Consider the following 17,015-nt stretch of genomic DNA (forward strand, 5'->3'; position numbering starts at 1 on the left):
GAGTTTCCGATTTTGTTTATTTAAGCCATTTTATTTTTCATGCGTAACTACTGTTTCGATTACTTTCTTAAACCTAATTTAGCGATCAATGCTTTGTAACGATCTAAATCTTTACCCTTCAAGTAAGCTAACAATTTTTTACGACGTCCTACTTTTTTCATCAATCCACGTTGTGAATGGAAATCGTGTTTGTGTTCTTTGAAGTGTTCAGTTAAACGGTTGATTTCTTCTGTCAATACAGCGATTTGAACTTCAGGAGAACCTGTGTCACCTTCGTGTACTGCATACTCTTGCATAATTGCTTGTTTTTCAGATTTTAATAACATTTTTCTTCCTCCATTTTATATTAGTCCTTCTCTACCGAGCGAAAGGTTGGAAGTTTCCAAACTCTCAGTACAAAAGCTATTAAACTATATCATTCAATCAACATAAAATCAACTAGAATCGTATTTAATATTTCAAGTCCTGCATCATTTAAAAAGATACATTCCCCATCAAAACAAAAATACGCACGATACTTATCCAATACACTTGCGTAGTGTACTTTAAAATCATTCTGATATTTCAAATTCCATTCTTCCATATTCAATCCAAACTTTGTACGCAAAGCCATCATGATCGCATCCATAGCTCGTTCAGATAATGTTTCATTGATATAGGAAGGACAAGGACCCAAAGAACAATACTTCTTTAAGCTTGATGTATTATCATATCGAATTCCATTAATTCTTCCACTTGCACCACATCCAAAACCATAGAAGTCTTTATCTTGCCAATAAGCTAGATTGTGCTTGGAATAATGACCAGGCTTACAAAAACTTGATATTTCATAATGAATGTAGCCAGCTGCTTCTAAAGTTTTTGTAATATATTCAAACATATCGGCTTCTAGATCACTATCACAAGGTTCTACCCCTGTCTTTCCAAACACAGAATTTTCTTCAATCTGCAAAGAATAAATAGATAAGTGTGGTATATCTAAACTTAAAAATGTGGAAATATCTTTTTTCACATCTTCCATTGTTTGATTTGGAAGTCCAAAAATCAAATCAATCGAAAAAGTCGATATTGCACTTTTCTTGATATTTTCAATAACAGAGATTGCCTGACTAGCTGTATGTTTTCTATGACAAACTTTTAATAGATCATCATTAAAGCTTTGTACACCCAAACTAATACGATTAACACCTGAGTCAACATAAGATTTTAATTTATCTTCATCTAAAGATTCAGGATTGCATTCTACCGTGAATTCATCAATATCTTTAGGAAAACAATTTCGTATCGAAGCAAAGTCAGAAATACTTAATAAACTTGGGGTTCCCCCACCAAAATAAAGAGTATGAAGATTTGTAATCTTATACCCTTGAATTTCTTGTATTAACTTTTCTTTCCAATTTGAAAAAAATTGTTCATTTTTTTGAATACGAACAAAGTCGCAATACGCACATATGGAATCACAAAATGGAATATGTACATAACATGAAGGTACCATTAGTCGTCATCCATACTTAAAACGGCCATGAAGGCTTCTTGAGGAATCTCTACAGATCCAACCATCTTCATACGTTTCTTTCCTTCTTTTTGTTTCTCCAACAATTTCTTTTTACGCGAAATATCTCCACCATAACATTTTGCCAAAACATTTTTACGCAATGCCTTAATATTTGTGCGCGCAATGATCTTACCACCAATGGCTGCCTGCACTGGAATTTCAAATTGTTGTTTTGGAATCAAATCTTTTAATTTAATGGCCATCGCATTACCACGATTGTACGCAAAATCTCTAAAGACAATTGTTGATAAAGCATCGACAATCTGTCCATTTAGTAAGATATCCATCTTCACCAATGAACTTGTACGATATCCACTAAATTCATAGTCAAAGCTTGCATATCCTTTTGTACAAGATTTCATCTTATCAAAGAAATCATAAATAATTTCACTCAATGGCATTTGATAAACCATCATCATACGAACATCATCTAACACTTGAAGATCTACATATTCTCCACGTTTTTTCTGACAAAGATCCATCATAGGACCCACATATTCTTTTGGCACCATAATGTCACACTTAACATATGGTTCTTCAATATGATCCACTTTTTGAGGTTCAGGTAAAGCCGATGGGTTATCGATTTCTTCCATTGTACCATCCGTTTTATAAACATGATAAATTACCGAAGGACTTGTTGCGATAAGACTTAGATTGTATTCACGCTCTAAACGCTCTTCGACAACATCCATATGTAATAAGCCTAAGAATCCACAACGGAATCCAAATCCTAAGGCTTGCGAAGTTTCTGGTTCAAAATGTAAAGCTGCATCATTTAATTTTAATTTGGATAAAGCTTCCTTTAAATCATCATAACGCGCATTATCCACTGGATATAACCCACAATATACCATTGGATGCATTTCACGATATCCAGATAATGGTTCACTTGCAGGATTAGATGCCACTGTAATCGTATCACCAACACGAACATCTTCGATATTTTTAATGGCTGCACTTACCCATCCTACATCACCACAATTTAATTGGTCTTCTACCACTTCTTTTGGAGTACGAACCCCGACTTCTGTAACTTCATATTCTGCACCTGTAGCCATAAAGCGAATCTTATCTTTAGGTTTGATTGTTCCATTCTTTACAGATACAAAGGCAATGATTCCACGATATGAATCATAGAAAGAGTCAAAGACTAAAGCTTGTGTAGGCGCATCTTTATCACCTTTTGGACTTGGAAGTTTATGTACGATTTCTTCAAGTACCTTATCGACATTTAATCCGGATTTTGCACTAATTTCTACCGCCTCGCTACAATCCAAACCAATTAAGTCTTCAATTTCTTTTTTAACCACTTCTGGTTGTGCACTAGGAAGATCCACCTTATTTAATACAGGTAAGATTTCCAAATCATTTTCGATGGCTAAGTATACATTTGCCAAAGTCTGTGCCTGAACACCCTGTGCTGCATCGACGACTAGAATGGCTCCATCACATGCAGCTAAAGAACGAGACACTTCATATGTAAAGTCGACATGGCCTGGTGTATCAATAAGATGGAACAAGTAGTCTTGTCCATCTTTGGCATGATATACAAGTTGTACGGCATTTAATTTAATTGTAATTCCACGCTCTCTTTCTAGATCCATTGAATCTAGAATCTGATCTTTCATTTCACGTTTTTCAACCGTATCCGTAAGTTCTAAGATACGATCGGCTAACGTACTTTTTCCATGGTCAATATGTGCAATGATACAAAAATTACGAATATTCTTTTGATCCATATACTTCCCCCTACTCTACAATATTTCCTACTAAGTTTCGTCCTTGTCCATTAAAGAAACTTGTACAATCCATGACTGGCTTTCCTTCCATTTGACAAGTTTCAATCACAAGCGTACCTGAATGTAACCCAATACCAAGTTTGTTCTTGCCAATCTTAATAAGAAGTCCAAACTCATTTTGTTCATTTAAATAACTTGCCTTTAAGATTTTAAATTTCTTTCCTTTTAAGAATACATAAGCTCCTGGTGCATCTGAAAAAGCACGAATCTGATTTAATATATGTTCATCATCCTGATTTAAATCAATATGCTCTTCTTCTTTCGATAAAACTGGTGAGAAGATAACCTTGCTTTCATCCTGCTCTACATATACTGCCTTACCTGAACAAATTTCTTCAAAGTGATCTAGTAATAATTCTCCAGCACAAATACCCATCTTATCAAATAAAGATGTTGAGTTATCACTCGGTAAAATTTCAATTTCTTTTTGTGCAAGAACTGGCCCTGCATCCATTTTAGGTGCCATCTTCATCAATGACATACCACTGACTTTATCGCCATTCCAAATAGCTCTTTGAATAGGCGCTCCCCCTCTATACTTAGGAAGTAAAGATCCATGAAGATTGACACAACCATATTGAGGTAAGTCCAATACTTCTTTAGGTACAATTTGTCCATAAGCACAAGTTACAATTAAATCGGGAGCAAAATCAACAATTTCTTGATAATCCAATTTAATCTTCACAGGCTGAAATACAGGAATATCATATTCTAAAGCTACTTCTTTCACTTCAGAATAAACAACTTGTTGTTTTCTACCCTTTTTCTTATCCGGCTGCGTTACCACTAAGCCAACATGTATATCATTTTCTAACATTGTTTTTAATACGACACTAGCAATTTTGGGTGTTCCCATAAAAATAATGCGTCTATTTTCCATATATATCACTCCAATACTAGAGTATTATAGCGTATTTTTTTGAAGTTGTGTTGCATTAAATCTAGAAATTTGCTATAATCCATTTGCAAATTTATGTCAGGAGGTGCACTTCATGCCACAGATTAAATCTCAAAAGAAACGTGTTAAAACAAATAACAAGGCTCACAAATTAGTCGTATCTAAAAAATCAGCATTGAAATCAAGTATTAAAGTTGTATTAGCAGCTGTTGATGCTAAAGATAAAGAAGCTGCTGTAGCAGCTTACAACGACTGCTGTTCTAAATTAGACAAAGCCGTAGCTAAAGGTATTCACCACAAAAACTACGCTAGCCGTCAAAAAGCACGTTTAGCAAAAGCTATTAACGAAATCGCGTAATGAAGGATTAAGAAGTCATATGACTTCTTTTTTATTACCACCTTTTTATTTCCAATCAAAATTTAATATTGTATACATTCATATTAAAAGAATATTTATAATGACAATGTGTAGACATTGTACATTTTTATGAGTATAATTTATTTAGATGGAGGTATGTTATATGTCTACAACAAACTTAAATATTAGAATAGATAAATCTATTAAAAATCAAGCTGAAGAAATTTTTAACGAACTTGGTTTAAACATGACAACTGCAGTTAATATGTTTTTAAGAACCACCATTAGAGAACATGGTATACCGTTCGAGTTAAAGTTAGATATACCCAACAAAACCACAATTGAAGCCATTGAAGAAGGAAAAAAAATGATGTCTGATCCGACAACACCAAAATATTCCAGCATTGATGAGCTTAAAGCGGCATTATATTTATGAAATATAGCATAGAATTTACAACTCGTTTTAAAAAAGATTTAAAACTTGCAAAAAAGCAAAACAAAAATCTTGATAAAATGTTTGAAGTTATTGAAATTTTAGCTAATGGCGGTAAACTAGACGCCAAGTATCGAGATCATGATTTAAGTGGAAATTTTAAAGGTACACGTGAATGCCATATAGAACCTGATTGGCTACTCATATATGAAATCAAAGAAGACATACTCGTATTAATGCTTTCTTGAACAGGTACACATTCCGACTTATTTTAATAATAAAATCTCTATTTGTATTCACGCATAATTAGAATCAAAGAATCCAAATACATTTAGATTGGTTCTCCTTGTTCGGAGGGCCTTTTTGTTTGTCAAATATCAAAAGGTGGAGTCTCACTAATTGAGTATTCCACCTTTTCATAAGTATTACTAAAAAATCAAATCTGGTAAGTTTTTCTGTCGGTTGTCGACAATAATTAGACATGAACGTTTACCGTCTCTCATCCGACCACAACTTTTATAGATGCTTACCACATCTAAAGGTATTGCTACCTTCAATAGAATTATACCAATAATTACCCGAAAATCAATCAATGCATTCTCAAAAAAAATATCACACCTAACGTCCAAAACAGTAAACAAAATGATAATATATTTTTCTCATATTCAAATGTAAAACCCAACTCACAAACAGAGTCATTTGAAAATAGATTCGATTTTATTTCAATTCTTTGATTCAATAATATCTCTTTCATTGCCTGAATACACTTGATCAAGCATGTTTTATCCGCATTATTTGGTCCATATATTGCCGTTGTCTTATTTGATGGATCCAATGAAAATACAAAACAATTCTTAACGCTCAATTCAATAATCATAATAAGTTACTTTTGTCTTTCATTAAATCACCTTAATCGACACTATGAACATCTAAAATAAAAATGAACAAGGCTATCCCTTGTTCATCATTAAGTTTAGACAGAAGTATTCAAAGCCATCATCCTTATCGATCTTACCCATTTTCATTTGTTGATCAAAGTCAGCAAGTAGGGATAAGTTATAAAGTAAGGTTTCGCTTGAAAAGCGCATAGCCTTCTGCATATTGAGTTTTACACGATATGGATTGGCCTTTAGTTCTTGAGCAATTGTAGCTTGTGCCTTGCCTTCATCCATTAATACGCGTACTTGAAATAAAAAACGAATTTGACTAGCTAGTAGTGCAACAATGGCTACTGGTTCTATATTCAGTTTTCTAAAGTTACGATAGTAAGCTAATAATAAGATTCCATTTTGACTAAAGAAAGCATCCACCATTTTAAAGATGTTATTCATAGGTTCTACGACAAGTAAATTTTGTACATCTTCAAACGTTGGATTTTTTGAATAAATGGAAATCTTTTCGATTTCATTTTGAATACACATAGGATCCAATCCCATTCTTGATGTCATCCAATCTAATGTTTTAAAATCCACCTTTACGCCAAATTCTTTTAATTTATCTTGCACATAAAATTTTTGTGACTTGTCATCCAAAGCTAAACAAGAATATAGTGTTGCACAATTACAGATTTCTTTAACCTTTTTCTTTCTCGTATCCAATTTATCATTTGGACAAATTAGAACTAAAATCATTTCTGTATCTTTTCTTAAAAGGAAAGGATCTACTTCATAATTTGTCGTATTCTTACTCGATAAGAAAGTGCAATTATTGACAATGATCATCTTGTCATCATCAAAGATCGAATAGGCATCTAGATCTTGTAAGACATTTGAAATCTCATCTGTTTGTGCATCATATACATTTACATTTTCTTGAATAGAATGTTTTTTTTTAATGGCCTCTAACTTCATTGAAACCATGCTTTTGTCTTTTCCATATAAAATATAAATCATGACCTTATTATACCAAACAATCCATCGTTTGTGACAATAAAAGCAAAGTCACGCAAAGAATAAATTGCAATACTGCCACTATTATTTGTACAAAACGCATGTATATATAAATTTTGTAATGTTTGTAACGTTTCTAAACTTGGATGATCATACTTATTCTTATAGCCTGCACTAATTAATGCAATCTTACAATCTAAAGAATCTAGAAAAGTAGAGTCTGAACTTGTGTTCGATCCATGATGTCCTACTTTGATTACATCGGCTTTTAAATCATAGCTATCCAGCAATTGTTTTTCAATTTCTTTACTCGCATCGCCCATAAAAAGATAGCTTAACTTATCATAAGTGAAATAACTAATAATACTTGAATCATTTTCATCTTTAGCTTCTCTTTCAGAAAGAAGCAGATGAAACGGATACTTTACATTCACCTTTTCCTTTGAATCCTTGATCACTTGTTTAATTTCAATCCTATCCTTCAAGCTTTCATAACCTCCACTATGATCAAAATCATCATGCGTTAGTATCAATGTATCAATGGTATGAATATTCTTGTTTTCTAAAAAAGGCATGATGATACGTTCTACATTATCTCGATATAGGCTTTGACCACAATCAATCATCACAACACTTTTATAAAAAGGTTCTACAATGACACTACAATCGCCTTGACCTATATTTAATGTATAGACCTGAAAAAATGGATTACAAAAGACTTCCAAAAATGGAATCAGAATAATCAACAAATATTTCCATTTAAAATGTTTTAGGCATTGTATATAAACGATTATAAAGATAATGATAAATAAGAATTGTGGAGCATAGTGTATGGTTACGTTTGGAATTTTAAATGATTTAAAACCCGAAATGAACATTCCCAACAGAAAGATTATTCCATAAAATTTTCTAAATAAATTAAAGAATAATAATGAAACTAGATTTACTTTCTTAAAATACATAAACAAGATACTAATTAAAACTAGCTTTTGTACGATCCACTTATATTCTATACAAAAATAGGATACAAGCTGTAAAAGTACAGGTAGTACAAAGGATATGGATAAGACTTGCGTAGGATAAAGAATGGAAAAGATAAGAATGGTAAATCCAATTTGATTCGATTTTGAAGTAAATAGAAAACGCGCTATTTGATAAATAATAAATCGTGTTAATGAAAGAGTAAACACAAAGAAATAGCCAAAAAGTATACTTAGAACCAACAATACTTTTCGTATCTTTTTATCTTCGTATTTTCTTTTTAATAGATTTAGCACAATAAAATAAGCACTAATATATCCATAGCCTAGCATCGTATATATTTCATCAATGGAGTCATCATGAATACCATAATATAAAGACAATAGCACCTTTGAATTCTTGCGATTCGATAAAAAATTATACAATCTTGATTTTAAAGAATGTGATTTCTTTATGACCTTTATGGATTTTGTTTTATAAAATATATTTTTAGAAGCATTATATTTTGTAAAACTAAAGAGTGAAAAATTATCATCTGTATGAATAGGTTCTAAAGAATCTACTTGTATTTGATCTTTAAAATTTAAATTCAAATCACTTTGTACAAGTACCTTCATTCCGTTGTTTTCAGCTACATAATAACTTTGTTTGATTTCTTTTATGGTATAGATTCCTTTTTCAGCTTCTTTACAAGGCTTGACTAGAAACATGGATAATATGGATAATGTGACAAAGAAAACAAGTATTCTTTTTTGTTGAAATCTCTCATTTAAATACAATATAAAACAAAAACTAAAACATAAGATACAAAGAGGCTCTTTTAGAATGATATTGGCAAGAAAGCCAAGACTTACAATCAACATCATAGGCAGATCTTATCCTGGATCTTATTGAATAAAGCTTCACCAATCCCTTTTACGTCTTTAATTTGTTCTAAAGTTTGAAATGTAGAGGATTCTCTATAATCAATAATTCTTTGAGCAATGCTTGGACCAATGCCAGGAAGAGTTTGAAGTTCTTCTTTTGTCGCACTGTTTAAAGAGATAAGTTTGATTTCTTTAATTTCTGGAATAACCACCACATCTTGATCTTGAAGAATATGAGTAAAACTAATTCTTGAAGTATCTGCATTCTCTAATAAAGGTCCACTTCTCTTAATAAGTGTGGAAATAGAGCTATTACGTTTGAGTGTATAAACACCAGGATTCGAAATAGCGCCTTTGATTTCGACTTCCATTAATGTGGGTTTAGCCAATTTAAGATCGATTGGCGTATATCGGTTAAAGCATGTAAAGACAAAGAAAATGATGGCACAAAAAAAGAGAAGAGTTCGCTTCATAAATATCACCCTTCTCTTATACGTTATTTTTTGATGTTTTTTTTACTTAATTTCTAAAATTTTAACATCATAAGGTTCTTCAACACGTTTTACAGTACAAACATCTCCCACTTTGCTATCCATAATAGCTTCAGCAAGTGGAGTCGTGTTTGAAAGCTTACCATTGAATGGATCTGCTTCAATTGTACCAACAATATTGAATGTTACTTCTTGATTGTCTGATAAATCTAAGATTTTTACAGTTGAACCTAATTTAACAACATTCTTTTTCTTTGTATTTTCCGCACTATCCGCTTCGGTAATGATTTCAGCATTTTTGATCATTGCCTCCAATTCACGAATACGACCTTCAACTTGTGCCTGATGTTCTCTGGCTGCATCATAGTCGGCGTTTTCAGACAAGTCACCTTGTGCACGAGCTTCCTGCAACTCAACGATAACTTCCTGACGAACTTTATGAACTAGGTTTTCATGTTCATTGACTAAATCATTATAACCTTCTTGGGTAACGTAAAATTTTTCATTTGCCATGTGGTATCACTCCTTGTATTTAGCAACAAAAATTATAGCATAATCCTTAAATTATGCAAAACATTGTTACAGATTTAATCCTAATTCTTTGCAAATCTGTAAATGTTCTTCATATGTTTTAGAATAGTGGACTTTACCATCAACCTTATTATAGATATCCGCCGCAAAGAACAGATAATCTGTATGTTTTGGAGAAAGTACAGCCTTGATGGCTTCTTCTCCAGGATTTAAGATAGGGCCAATTGGTAAGCCCTCATTTAAATACGTATTGTATGGAGATTCCACTTCTGCATTGGTTTCACAATCTTGAGGATTACTAAAATCATCATATAAAGCATAACAAACAGTAACACTAGACTGTAATTTCATACCTTGCTCTAAACGATTGTAGAAAACACCCGCAATTGTTTCCATATCTTTTTTTGAACTCGCTTCAAATTGTACAACACTAGCCAAGCTCATGACTTGTTGTACGGAATAGCCACTCTTTTCAAATGCTTCCTTATTTTCTTTATACATCACATCAAAACGATCTAATAAGATACGCGTAATGTCATCAATGGAATCATCTTTCTCCAAATAATATGTATCCGGGAATAAATACCCTTCTAATTTTACTTTATAATTTGAATTATTTAAATCATCCACATTGATAAAAGAATAATCTTTAGCGAGTTTTTGAATATAGGAAATATCATTCCATTGATTTAAAATTTCTTCTGCCGAATACTTACCATCATATATGCTTGATATTTCAGCCGCAATTTCCTTGGCCCATTTCCCTTCCGGTACTTTCAATACAATCGTATCTCTTTTTAGCTTTGTGCTATCTTGAATATACGCTAAAATATTCTTTACACTCATGCCATTATTTAATTCAAAGGTTCCAGCCACAAAATTTGTGTTGTGACTCATTTTCGCATAAAGCTCTACAACCTTCGCATTTGAAATCAAACCTTCTTTTTCAAGATCTTCTGCAACTGTATCTACTGTTTGACCACTCTCAATGGTAAATACTACATTTTTATCCCCGTTGCCCGTACTTGACAAGCCTTTTTTTACTACAAAAACACTCGCAAGACCAGCGATAATTAAAATACATACAACGACTACGAAAACAACTCTTACAGAATTGATTTTTCGCCTAGTCGGCATTTTCCTCATCCTCAACAAAAGTGTTGATTACTTCTTCAACCATTTCCCATTCTGCATCTGTTTCAATTGGGATCAATTGGCCCTTGTCATCATAACGACTCGCGAATACTTCACCCTCATCATTATCTGGATCTTGGAAAACAACATATTGACATCCTGTTTCATCACTATCAAAAGTGAATAAAATTGTCATCTTTTTTTCGTTTCCATCTTCATCATAAACATATAAACTATTTGAATCTAACATACATTACTTCCTTTCAAAAATAAAGGAGGACATTAAAATCCCCCGTTTTGTCTGTCCAAAAAACTCTGTAAAATTTGAACGGCAGCCATCTGATCAATTACTTTTTTACGTTTCTTACGCGAAACATCCCCCTGAAGCAAGATCTTTTCAGCTGCGACCGTTGTAAGTCGCTCATCCCATAGATGAACTTTAATACCTGAAGACTCTAATTTCTTGGCAAATTCACAAGATATTTCGCCACGAATTCCTATATCTCCATTCATGTGCTTTGGCAAGCCTAAAACTACTTCTTTGACTTTATTTTCATTTAATAGCTTCAAAACTTCTTCTAAACAAGCATCATAATCATCCGATTCAAAACGAACTGTAGTTAAAGCACGACAAGTGATATGCAACGCATCACAAATCGATACACCACATGTTTTCGAACCAAGATCTAAACCAATAATACGATCCATTATTTATCCAAATATGCACGTACTAATTCTTCAATGATTTCATAACGTTCAATCTTTTGGATCAAGTTACGAGCATTCTTGTGAGAAGAAATGTACGCAGGATCATTACTGATCAAGTAACCAGCAATCTGATTTTCTGAATTATAACCACGTTCTTCCAAAGCATCACTTACTTCACGAAGAATCATCTTGATATTCTCACGACGAATCTCTTCCGCAGTAAATGTCATTGTTTCGGTAATGTCTTTCATAATTTCACACTCCTTAACATATTTTTATTATATATGAATCCAAATCAAAAAGAAAGCGATTTAGCACAAAATGTGGGGTGCTACACACCCCAAATACAATAAATACTATCACTTTTTTGTTGAATATCCTCTAAAATAAAGATCCATTTCGAACAAGCAGAAAGATTTTGTTTCCTATTCTTTACTTCGACAATCGTTTCAATTTGGATTTGAAGCATTCTTCTTTCAAAATCCTCATACGACTTATTTTCTACATCCAACCCAAATAAATCATACATTAACTGAAATTCATTATCTTTTATTAAATTCAAGTCAACTACGATTTTTCGCATACTTAAGCCTCTTCAAATTGCGCATTGTATAACTTCGTATAGAAGCCATTACGCTTCATCAATTCATTGTGACTTCCTACTTCTACAATATCTCCATGATCCATCACAATAATATTATCCGCATCACGAATCGTAGATAGACGGTGCGCAATCACAAAACTTGTACGTCCCTTCATCAGTTCATCCATACCCTTTTGAATCAAGACTTCCGTACGTGTATCAACACTGCTTGTAGCTTCATCTAAAATCAAGATTTTTGGATCTGCCAAGAAAGCACGAGCAATCGTTAATAATTGTCTTTGTCCTTGACTAATATTGCTTGAAGACTCATTTAATACAGTATCATACCCATGATCTAAAGTATGAATAAAGTGATCGACATGCGCTGCTTTTGCGGCAGCAACCACTTGTTCATCCGTTGCATCCGGCTTACCAAAACGTAAATTTTCTAGAATACTACCCTCAAATAGCCAAGCATCCTGTAAGACCATACCCACCATATTACGCAAGCTACTTCTTGTATACTCTGTAATATTGTGTCCATCAATATAAATACTTCCTGAATTTAATTCATAGAAACGCATCAACAATTTGACAATCGTTGTTTTTCCAGCTCCTGTAGGACCTACAATAGCCGTAGTTTGTCCAGGCTTGATATACATTGAAAAATCATTGATGATAATCTTATTTGGATCATATCCAAAACATACATTTTCAAAAGTAACTTGTCCTTGTACATCGTTTAATACAACTGGATTTTTCGCATCTTGAATCTCCTCTTCGCTTGCCAAGAATTCAAATACACGCTCTGCAGCCGCCGCTGTACTTTGAAGCATATTCATCGATTGCGAGATTTGCGAAATAGGTTGAGTAAAGTTTCTTGTATAGGTAATAAAAGATTGAATATCCCCCACGGCAATTTCTCCATGAATCGTTAAATATCCACCTAATATACATACGCCCACATAGCCTAAGTTACCAATTAAATTTGTCAAAGGCATCATCAACCCAGATAAAAATTGACTTTTCCAAGCACTCGTATACAATTGATCATTATATTCTTTAAAAGTACGCAAAGAATCTTCTTCACCATTAAAAGCTTTCACAATCGTATGGGCTGAATACATCTCTTCAATATGACCATTGACTAATCCTAATGATTTTTGTTGTGCTTTAAAATAACGCTGAGATTTCTTTACAACAACCATAACTAAAACTAGACTTAATGGAATAACCACCAAAGCTAATAGTGTCATCTTCCATGAAATACTAAGCATCATTACTAAAAAACCAATAATTTGTACAAAGCTAGATACCATTGTCGATAAAGATTGGTTTAAAGATTGAACCAATGTATCTACATCGTTGGTAAATCTTGAAAGAATATCTCCATGACTATTTTTATCAAAATAAGAAAGTGGCAATCGATCAATCTTTTGATTCATTTCCCTACGAAGTTGATACCCCATCTTATTGGAAACACCACTCATCAACCAGCCTTGTAAATATGAGAAGGCTGTACTCAAGGCATAAATTGCAAGTAATAAAGCACATGTTTTTTGGATCGCATCAAAATCAATACCCCCCTTGCCTTGTACTTTATTCATAAAGCCTTGCGCAATTTCAGTAATAATATTTCCTTGAATCTTTGGCCCAATCACCATGATGCAAACGGATACAACAGCACAAAGAATACCAATTATAAATGAGAATTTAAATGGTTTTATATAGTTTAAAAGCTTCTTCATTGTTCCCTTGAAGTCTTTTGCCTTTTCACCACCGCCACGCATACCATGGCCCATAGGACCTCTTGGACGATTATTTTGTTTCTGATTAGACATTGGCAAGTTCCTCCTTTGTCAATTGGCTAGACGCAATCTGTTGATATACCTCACAAGATTTCATCAATTCAGAATGCGTTCCTTTTCCAACCATTTTACCTTCATCCAGTACAATGATTTGATCGGCATGTAAAATACTCGAAATACGCTGAGCAACAAGTAATACCGTACTCTTTGTTTCTTTACAAGAAGCGGCCAAAGCCTCACGAAGTTTGGCATCCGTTTTAAAATCTAAAGCGCTAAAGCTATCATCAAAAATATAGATTTCTGGCTTTCTTACAATGGCACGTGCAATCGAAAGTCTTTGTCTTTGTCCACCCGAAACATTGGTACCACCCTGATTAATTTCTGAATGGATTCCTTCTGGTTTTTTAGATACAAATTCCGTTGATTGAGAAATAGATAATGCATTAGATATATCATCCTTGCTTGCATCTTTCTTTGAATATAATAAATTCGATTCAATATCTCCCGATAATAACATTCCTTTTTGTGGAACATAACCAATACGACTTCTTAGATCCGATTGTTTCACATCACGAATATCGACACCATCCACTAAGATCGAACCACTTGTTACATCATAGAAACGTGGGACTAAATTAATCAATGTTGATTTACCAGAACCTGTACTTCCAATAAAGGCTGTTGTTTCACCTGGTTTTGTTTCAAAGCTAATATCTTTCAATACTTCTTCATCGGCTCCAGGATATTTAAACGATACATTTTTAAAGGATACAACGCCATGCATAGAAGATGAAAAATCCAAAGGATTTGATTGATCTTTTATAGTAATTTCACTACTTAAAACTTCATAAATACGCAAAGCACTCACATTAGCACGAGGAAGCATAATTGTAACCATTGTGATCATTAAAAAGGCCATGATGACTTGCATCGCATACTGCATAAAGGCCATGATACTACCAACTTGAATCATTCCCGAATCAACTTGTTTCGATCCAAACCATAAAATCATTAGGGTTGTACCATTCATTAAAAACATCATGATTGGCATCATAATAGCCATAGCTCGTGTTGTGAATAATGAAATGGAAGTGATGTCTGCATTGGCTTGATCAAACTTTTTTTCTTCAATCTTCTCATTATTAAAAGCACGAATGACTAACATTCCATCTAACAATTCACGAACTACACTATTCATTTTATCGATCATTTTCTGCATGATCTTAAACTTTGGCATCACAATCATAAAAATCAATAAAACCACACTTAAAATCACAACGACACATAAAGCTAGAATCCAAGTCATATTCGCACCCGATTCAATGACGTGTAAGATGGCTCCTACACCAATAATTGGTGCATACATTACAATTCTTAAAAACATCACAATTGTCATTTGAAGTTGTTGAATATCATTTGTGGTACGTGTAATTAAGCTCGATGTACTAAATGTATTCAAGTTTTCATTTGAGAAATGAGTGACTTTTTCAAACACTTCTTCACGCAAGTCTTTGGAAAAGCCTGCGGCAATTCTTGAAGCTAAAAAACCAACTAAAATTGCACATACTGCACTGCCTAAGGCATAGCCTAACATCTTAATTCCCGAAGAAATAATATAGTCTTGTTGCATCTTTTCCATATTCATACCTAGATCTGTATATTCTTTTTTAAGGAATTGAGAACTCATACTCGATACGGTCGAATCTCCCAGTTTAGAAATCTCGGATTTTGCAGCTTTTCTATATGTATCTACACCATTCATCATAAGAAGTTGTGGAATTTGTATATTTTGTTCTTTAGCATCTTTACTTACTTCAACCATTGTCATTTGAAGTAAGGTCAAAGTATTGTTTAGCTTACTTTCCTTTTCTTCACCAATATCTTTTAATACATATACATTCTCGGTTTTCAAAGCTGGAATTTGAGTTTTTTCTTCCTTAGTTGCCTTACTTGGTGTAACCAACTTATATGAAGATGTAATCAAATCCTTTTCAGAATCATTTGCGAACATTAAATAGGAATTTAAAGTCTTTTCACGAATTTGTTGATAAACACCACTTTCAATACCCGCATTTTGAATACCTGTATTGACAATATTTTGCATATAATCCGGCATTGTTAGTTCACAAGTTGCTTGTCCAAACAACAAACCAAACGCAAGTACAATGGATAGCCAATATGGTTTTAAATATTTCAATATCTTTGTCATTTATTTTCCTCCATATAACGAGTTGTCTTGATCAATATATCTCTTAAATGAGCACAGTCTTCAGATCCTAAATAATCCAAAAAATGATATACATTTTCTACATGTGTATCCATTCTTTTTTGAAACATTTCAATGGCTTCAGGAACAATTTGAATATAGACCGTTCTACGATCCGTATTCGAATGCACCCTTTGAAGCAGCCCCTTCTTTTCAAATCCAGCAATCATCTGTGATACAGCTGCAGCAGATACACCCAATATATTTGCCAGTTCACTCATTGTGATCTGATGATTTTCTGCTTTATAAATCGTTTTAAACAACATCACATCCTTTATTCTAGGACCACCTTTACAATGACGGTTATTTCGAACATAGTTCGTGACTTTATACGTGAGATCAAACATCAAATCGAGTACTTCATCTTGAACTTCCATAAGAACCTCCAATTTATTTAAGTTACTTAACTATATACCTACTTAACTATTAAGTCAATAAAAAAGATATGCATAAAACATATCTTTAAGATCTTGAAGCCCTTATTCGCAGACCCGTTGATTTAAAAGAGATTAAAAGAACTTCTGATAGCGATTATATCACATTTAGTGAGAATTAAATTGAAGAGAAATTATAGATTCGATTTGTATAAATGTACAATCTTATAATGCATTTAAAGATATGAACAATATAAACTTTAATAAACCAGCAATTATGAGATGCAATTGACGGCTAATTCGGTGCGCCACTAGCGGTCATACCGGTTTCGAATGAC

The 17,015-nt window shown here is 33.1% G+C and carries 19 protein-coding genes; 3 read left to right on the plus strand and 16 right to left on the minus strand.

Going from position 1 to position 17,015, the window contains the following annotated elements; all coding sequences use genetic code 11:
• Positions 1–59: 59 nt before the first annotated feature.
• The 4 genes from rpsO to fmt all read right to left on the minus strand — a co-directional run bounded on the left by rpsO (position 60) and on the right by fmt (position 4,237).
• Positions 60–326, minus strand: a complete 267-nt coding sequence (rpsO, locus tag Q3907_RS08745; protein ID WP_195234245.1) for a 30S ribosomal protein S15 — start codon at positions 324–326, stop codon at positions 60–62.
• Positions 327–415: 89 nt separating this feature from the next.
• Positions 416–1,495, minus strand: coding sequence for a radical SAM family heme chaperone HemW (gene hemW, locus Q3907_RS08750; RefSeq protein WP_301898008.1), 1,080 nt, complete (start codon positions 1,493–1,495; stop codon positions 416–418).
• A complete protein-coding gene (gene lepA, locus Q3907_RS08755) occupies positions 1,495–3,297 on the minus strand; it encodes a translation elongation factor 4 (protein ID WP_295644215.1) in 1,803 nt (600 codons plus the stop codon). Before lepA ends, hemW begins: the two co-directional genes overlap by 1 nt.
• Positions 3,298–3,307: 10 nt before the next feature.
• Positions 3,308–4,237: a methionyl-tRNA formyltransferase gene (gene fmt / locus Q3907_RS08760; RefSeq protein WP_295644217.1), complete on the minus strand. Its 930-nt coding sequence runs from the start codon at positions 4,235–4,237 to the stop codon at positions 3,308–3,310.
• 112 nt (positions 4,238–4,349) lie between these two features.
• Here fmt and rpsT point away from each other — a divergent pair, with 112 nt between their 5' ends.
• The 3 genes from rpsT to Q3907_RS08775 all read left to right on the plus strand — a co-directional run bounded on the left by rpsT (position 4,350) and on the right by Q3907_RS08775 (position 5,294).
• Positions 4,350–4,613, plus strand: a complete 264-nt coding sequence (gene rpsT, locus Q3907_RS08765) for a 30S ribosomal protein S20 (protein ID WP_295644219.1) — start codon at positions 4,350–4,352, stop codon at positions 4,611–4,613.
• Between the two features lie 163 nt (positions 4,614–4,776).
• Positions 4,777–5,049: a type II toxin-antitoxin system RelB/DinJ family antitoxin gene (locus Q3907_RS08770; protein ID WP_295644221.1), complete on the plus strand. Its 273-nt coding sequence runs from the start codon at positions 4,777–4,779 to the stop codon at positions 5,047–5,049.
• Positions 5,037–5,294 carry a type II toxin-antitoxin system YafQ family toxin gene (locus tag Q3907_RS08775; protein ID WP_367881505.1) on the plus strand — a complete coding sequence of 86 codons (258 nt, stop codon included), beginning with the start codon at positions 5,037–5,039 and terminating at the stop codon, positions 5,292–5,294. The genes Q3907_RS08770 and Q3907_RS08775 overlap by 13 nt, the downstream gene beginning before the upstream one ends.
• Before the next feature lie 702 nt (positions 5,295–5,996).
• On the opposite strand, the gene holA is transcribed toward Q3907_RS08775, so the two are convergent.
• The 12 genes from holA to Q3907_RS08835 all read right to left on the minus strand — a co-directional run bounded on the left by holA (position 5,997) and on the right by Q3907_RS08835 (position 16,680).
• Positions 5,997–6,938 carry a DNA polymerase III subunit delta gene (gene holA / locus Q3907_RS08780; RefSeq protein ID WP_301898010.1) on the minus strand — a complete coding sequence of 314 codons (942 nt, stop codon included), beginning with the start codon at positions 6,936–6,938 and terminating at the stop codon, positions 5,997–5,999.
• Positions 6,935–8,782 carry a ComEC/Rec2 family competence protein gene (locus Q3907_RS08785; protein ID WP_301898011.1) on the minus strand — a complete coding sequence of 616 codons (1,848 nt, stop codon included), beginning with the start codon at positions 8,780–8,782 and terminating at the stop codon, positions 6,935–6,937. The genes holA and Q3907_RS08785 overlap by 4 nt, the downstream gene beginning before the upstream one ends.
• Entirely contained in the window at positions 8,779–9,255 is a 477-nt protein-coding gene (locus Q3907_RS08790; protein ID WP_301898012.1) for a ComEA family DNA-binding protein, read from the minus strand. The genes Q3907_RS08785 and Q3907_RS08790 overlap by 4 nt, the downstream gene beginning before the upstream one ends.
• Positions 9,256–9,297: 42 nt before the next feature.
• The gene (greA, locus tag Q3907_RS08795; RefSeq protein ID WP_295646371.1) at positions 9,298–9,786 is read right to left on the minus strand and encodes a transcription elongation factor GreA; all 489 of its coding nucleotides are present in this window, start codon (positions 9,784–9,786) and stop codon (positions 9,298–9,300) included.
• A gap of 66 nt (positions 9,787–9,852) precedes the next feature.
• Positions 9,853–10,941 (minus strand): endolytic transglycosylase MltG, encoded by a 1,089-nt coding sequence (gene mltG, locus Q3907_RS08800; protein ID WP_301898013.1) that lies wholly within the window; start codon positions 10,939–10,941, stop codon positions 9,853–9,855.
• Complete coding sequence (locus Q3907_RS08805; RefSeq protein WP_295561783.1) at positions 10,931–11,188, minus strand: DUF1292 domain-containing protein; 258 nt, start codon at positions 11,186–11,188, stop codon at positions 10,931–10,933. Before Q3907_RS08805 ends, mltG begins: the two co-directional genes overlap by 11 nt.
• Positions 11,189–11,220: 32 nt before the next feature.
• Positions 11,221–11,646 carry a Holliday junction resolvase RuvX gene (gene ruvX / locus Q3907_RS08810; RefSeq protein ID WP_295561781.1) on the minus strand — a complete coding sequence of 142 codons (426 nt, stop codon included), beginning with the start codon at positions 11,644–11,646 and terminating at the stop codon, positions 11,221–11,223.
• On the minus strand, positions 11,646–11,897 hold the full coding sequence (locus tag Q3907_RS08815) for an IreB family regulatory phosphoprotein (protein WP_301898014.1): 252 nt from the start codon (positions 11,895–11,897) through the stop codon (positions 11,646–11,648). The genes ruvX and Q3907_RS08815 overlap by 1 nt, the downstream gene beginning before the upstream one ends.
• Positions 11,898–11,977: 80 nt before the next feature.
• Positions 11,978–12,229, minus strand: a complete 252-nt coding sequence (locus tag Q3907_RS08820) for a hypothetical protein (RefSeq protein ID WP_295646366.1) — start codon at positions 12,227–12,229, stop codon at positions 11,978–11,980.
• A gap of 2 nt (positions 12,230–12,231) precedes the next feature.
• Complete coding sequence (locus Q3907_RS08825; RefSeq protein WP_301898015.1) at positions 12,232–14,070, minus strand: ABC transporter ATP-binding protein; 1,839 nt, start codon at positions 14,068–14,070, stop codon at positions 12,232–12,234.
• Positions 14,063–16,246: an ABC transporter ATP-binding protein gene (locus Q3907_RS08830; protein WP_301898016.1), complete on the minus strand. Its 2,184-nt coding sequence runs from the start codon at positions 16,244–16,246 to the stop codon at positions 14,063–14,065. Before Q3907_RS08830 ends, Q3907_RS08825 begins: the two co-directional genes overlap by 8 nt.
• Complete coding sequence (locus tag Q3907_RS08835) at positions 16,243–16,680, minus strand: MarR family winged helix-turn-helix transcriptional regulator (protein ID WP_301898017.1); 438 nt, start codon at positions 16,678–16,680, stop codon at positions 16,243–16,245. The genes Q3907_RS08830 and Q3907_RS08835 overlap by 4 nt, the downstream gene beginning before the upstream one ends.
• Positions 16,681–17,015: the final 335 nt, after the last annotated feature.

It is taken from the genome of uncultured Holdemanella sp. (assembly GCF_958348295.1).
Classification (GTDB): Bacteria; Bacillota_I; Bacilli_A; order Erysipelotrichales; family Erysipelotrichaceae; genus Holdemanella.

Excerpts from the sequence above, each read along its gene's own strand:
- rpsO (WP_195234245.1), bottom strand. The coding sequence starts at position 326 with ATGTTATTAAAATCTGAAAAACAAGCAATTATGCAAGAGTATGCAGTA.
- hemW (WP_301898008.1), bottom strand. The coding sequence starts at position 1,495 with ATGGTACCTTCATGTTATGTACATATTCCATTTTGTGATTCCATATGT.
- lepA (WP_295644215.1), bottom strand. The coding sequence starts at position 3,297 with ATGGATCAAAAGAATATTCGTAATTTTTGTATCATTGCACATATTGAC.
- fmt (WP_295644217.1), bottom strand. The coding sequence starts at position 4,237 with ATGGAAAATAGACGCATTATTTTTATGGGAACACCCAAAATTGCTAGT.
- rpsT (WP_295644219.1), top strand. The coding sequence starts at position 4,350 with ATGCCACAGATTAAATCTCAAAAGAAACGTGTTAAAACAAATAACAAG.
- Q3907_RS08770 (WP_295644221.1), top strand. The coding sequence starts at position 4,777 with ATGTCTACAACAAACTTAAATATTAGAATAGATAAATCTATTAAAAAT.
- holA (WP_301898010.1), bottom strand. The coding sequence starts at position 6,938 with ATGATTTATATTTTATATGGAAAAGACAAAAGCATGGTTTCAATGAAG.
- Q3907_RS08785 (WP_301898011.1), bottom strand. The coding sequence starts at position 8,782 with ATGATGTTGATTGTAAGTCTTGGCTTTCTTGCCAATATCATTCTAAAA.
- Q3907_RS08790 (WP_301898012.1), bottom strand. The coding sequence starts at position 9,255 with ATGAAGCGAACTCTTCTCTTTTTTTGTGCCATCATTTTCTTTGTCTTT.
- greA (WP_295646371.1), bottom strand. The coding sequence starts at position 9,786 with ATGGCAAATGAAAAATTTTACGTTACCCAAGAAGGTTATAATGATTTA.
- mltG (WP_301898013.1), bottom strand. The coding sequence starts at position 10,941 with ATGCCGACTAGGCGAAAAATCAATTCTGTAAGAGTTGTTTTCGTAGTC.
- Q3907_RS08805 (WP_295561783.1), bottom strand. The coding sequence starts at position 11,188 with ATGTTAGATTCAAATAGTTTATATGTTTATGATGAAGATGGAAACGAA.
- ruvX (WP_295561781.1), bottom strand. The coding sequence starts at position 11,646 with ATGGATCGTATTATTGGTTTAGATCTTGGTTCGAAAACATGTGGTGTA.
- Q3907_RS08815 (WP_301898014.1), bottom strand. The coding sequence starts at position 11,897 with ATGAAAGACATTACCGAAACAATGACATTTACTGCGGAAGAGATTCGT.
- Q3907_RS08820 (WP_295646366.1), bottom strand. The coding sequence starts at position 12,229 with ATGCGAAAAATCGTAGTTGACTTGAATTTAATAAAAGATAATGAATTT.
- Q3907_RS08825 (WP_301898015.1), bottom strand. The coding sequence starts at position 14,070 with ATGTCTAATCAGAAACAAAATAATCGTCCAAGAGGTCCTATGGGCCAT.
- Q3907_RS08830 (WP_301898016.1), bottom strand. The coding sequence starts at position 16,246 with ATGACAAAGATATTGAAATATTTAAAACCATATTGGCTATCCATTGTA.
- Q3907_RS08835 (WP_301898017.1), bottom strand. The coding sequence starts at position 16,680 with ATGGAAGTTCAAGATGAAGTACTCGATTTGATGTTTGATCTCACGTAT.